This is a genomic window from Pricia sp., assembly GCF_041745955.1.
Classification (GTDB): domain Bacteria; phylum Bacteroidota; class Bacteroidia; order Flavobacteriales; family Flavobacteriaceae; genus Pricia.
The window spans coordinates 1-2,440 of the sequence record NZ_JBGTHY010000408.1 but is presented as its reverse complement, the minus strand read 5'-3'; the positions used below and the strand labels follow the sequence as shown (position 1 = coordinate 2,440).

Sequence of the window (2,440 nt, the reverse complement as noted above, 5' to 3'; positions counted from 1 at the left end):
AATATCCTTTGCAGTGGTTCAATTATTTTGATTTTTGGAAGGATAGGGATGAGAAAAGTTAGGAGTCAAAGGTAATTGGCAGTAATGGATTCGAGTGGCGGCGGGCCCAGAATTCAATTTTTTTAAAGGTCTATAGGCAGCTATTTTAAGATGTGCAGGAAATCGCAATAAATGAAAGAGGTTCTCATCATACATTACTCCCAGACCGGACAGTTGACGACCATTCTAGAAAATATGGCCAGCACCCTTACAGGCGATAACATCAATATTTCCCATTTCGAAATAGTGCCCAAGCCCCAATTTGGCTTCCCTTGGAAACCGGAGCGGTTTTATGATGTTTTCCCTGAAACCTTTATGCAGATTCCTTCAGGTTTCCATCGTCCTAAACCCGAAATCCTTGAAAATAAATACGATTTGGTGATTTTGGGATATCAGGTCTGGTATTTGACCCCGTCCATCCCAATAAATTCCTTTTTAAAATCCGATTTTGCGAAACTACTACTGAAAGACACTCCCGTAGTTTCGGTGGTGGCCTGTCGGAACATGTGGATACAGGCGCAGGAAAAAATAAAACGTCTATTGGCTTCCGTTGATGCCAAACTCGTCGGACACATTGCCCTGGTAGACCGCCATATCAACCACATCAGCGTAATTACCATCGAACATTGGATGTTATCCGGCCGTAAGGACAGGTATTTGGGTATCTTCCCAAAACCGGGCATTTCGGATACCGATATAGACAAAGCCTCAAAATTCGGACATCCTATTAAAGCAGCCTTGAAAGCGAATGATTTTTCAAATCTCCAGGACGAACTATTGTTGCTGGGTGCCGTTCGGGTAAACCCTTATTTGGTGCGTACCGACGAAAGGGGCAACGTGCTGTTCTCGAAATGGGCGAACTTGCTCATGGCAAAAGGCCGACCCGGCGAACCTAAACGCCTTAAATGGATCGGTTTCTTCAAGTTTTACCTGAAATTTGCCATCTGGTTCATAGCACCTCTAGTTTTTGTGGTATTTTTGCTCACTTATTTCCCCATGACCAAAAAGCGGAACAGGGAGCGGAAATACTACGCTTCCGTAGCTTTAAAGCATACATAATGAAGGACGTTTACATTACACGGATCGCCAAATTTTTGCCCAACGAACCTGTTGACAACGAGCAGATGGAGGAAAAGCTAGGTGTTATCGATGGAAGGGTTTCCAAAGCCAGACGCCTCGTGCTCCGTAACAATAAGATCAAGACCCGATACTACGCCATTGATGAGAATGGCAAGGTTACCCATAATAATGCCCAATTGGCCGCTGCTGCCGTGGAGGCTCTTTGCGATGACCAATTTACCACGAAAGATATAGAGCTGTTGTCTTGCGGCACTTCGAGTCCGGATCAGATATTGCCCTCGCACGCCAGCATGGTACACGGTTATTTAAAGAATCGGAATATGGAGATCAACTCGCCCTCAGGTGCGTGTTGCTCGGGTATGAACGCCTTGAAATACGGATATCTTTCCATCAAGGCCGGCCAGTCCGAAAATGCCGCCTGCACTGGTAGCGAACGCACCTCTTCGTGGATGAAAGCCGAGGTCTTCGAGAATGAAGTGGCCCATCTGAAAGAAGTGGAAGAAAATCCGATTTTGGCCTTCAACAAGGAATTTTTACGCTGGATGCTCTCCGACGGCGCAGGTGCCGTACTTTTGGAAGATGCCCCAAACGGGCCACATCCCCTAAAAATAGAATGGATTAACGGCTATTCATACGCCCATGAAATGGAAACCTGTATGTATGCAGGGGCCGAAAAGGAAGCCGACGGCCACTTGACACCATGGAGCGAAATTCCCGCCGAACAATGGGGAAAAAAGTCGCTATTTGCGATGAAGCAGGATACCCGCCTTTTGGGAAGCAACATCTTAAAAAAAGGCGTTGACAGCTTAAAACAGATCTATGAAAAACACCATATCGGTCCGGATGATGTCGATTACTACCTGCCTCATATATCGTCCTTTTACTTTAAACAGGGCCTGTACGATGAAATGAAAGAGCAAGGTGTCGAGATGTCTTGGGACAAATGGTTCCTGAACCTTGAACACATTGGCAATATTGGTGCCGCATCGATTTATGTAATGCTGGAAGAGTTGGTCGCTTCCGGAAAACTGAAAAAAGGTGATAGAATTCTCTGCCATGTTCCCGAAAGTGCCCGGTTCTCGTATATGTACGCTTACCTTACCTTGTGCTGATGAGCAATTCAGGGCCATATATTGCCGTAGGAAAACTGCTCCAAAGTTTGATTCCACAAAAAGATCCTTTTGTTATGGTCGATACCCTGGCAGAATACACCGAAAAACGGATCGTATCCCATTTTAGGGTGCCGGCTAACAGTATATTGGTTACCGAGAACCATTTTTCGGAACCAGGTCTCATTGAAAACATGGCCCAGACCATTGCG

General features: G+C 45.7%; 2 protein-coding genes and 1 pseudogene. All 3 read left to right on the top strand.

Features of this window, described 5'->3' with window-relative positions; genetic code table 11:
* Positions 1–171 precede the first annotated feature (171 nt).
* A complete protein-coding gene (locus ACEW8S_RS14665) occupies positions 172–1,098 on the top strand; it encodes a dialkylrecorsinol condensing enzyme DarA (protein WP_373518879.1) in 927 nt (308 codons plus the stop codon).
* A complete protein-coding gene (locus tag ACEW8S_RS14660) occupies positions 1,098–2,231 on the top strand; it encodes a beta-ketoacyl-ACP synthase III (protein WP_373518878.1) in 1,134 nt (377 codons plus the stop codon). Before ACEW8S_RS14665 ends, ACEW8S_RS14660 begins: the two co-directional genes overlap by 1 nt.
* Positions 2,231–2,440: pseudogene (locus tag ACEW8S_RS14655) on the top strand (hypothetical protein); the annotation flags it as partial. The gene ACEW8S_RS14660 and the pseudogene ACEW8S_RS14655, both read left to right, overlap by 1 nt.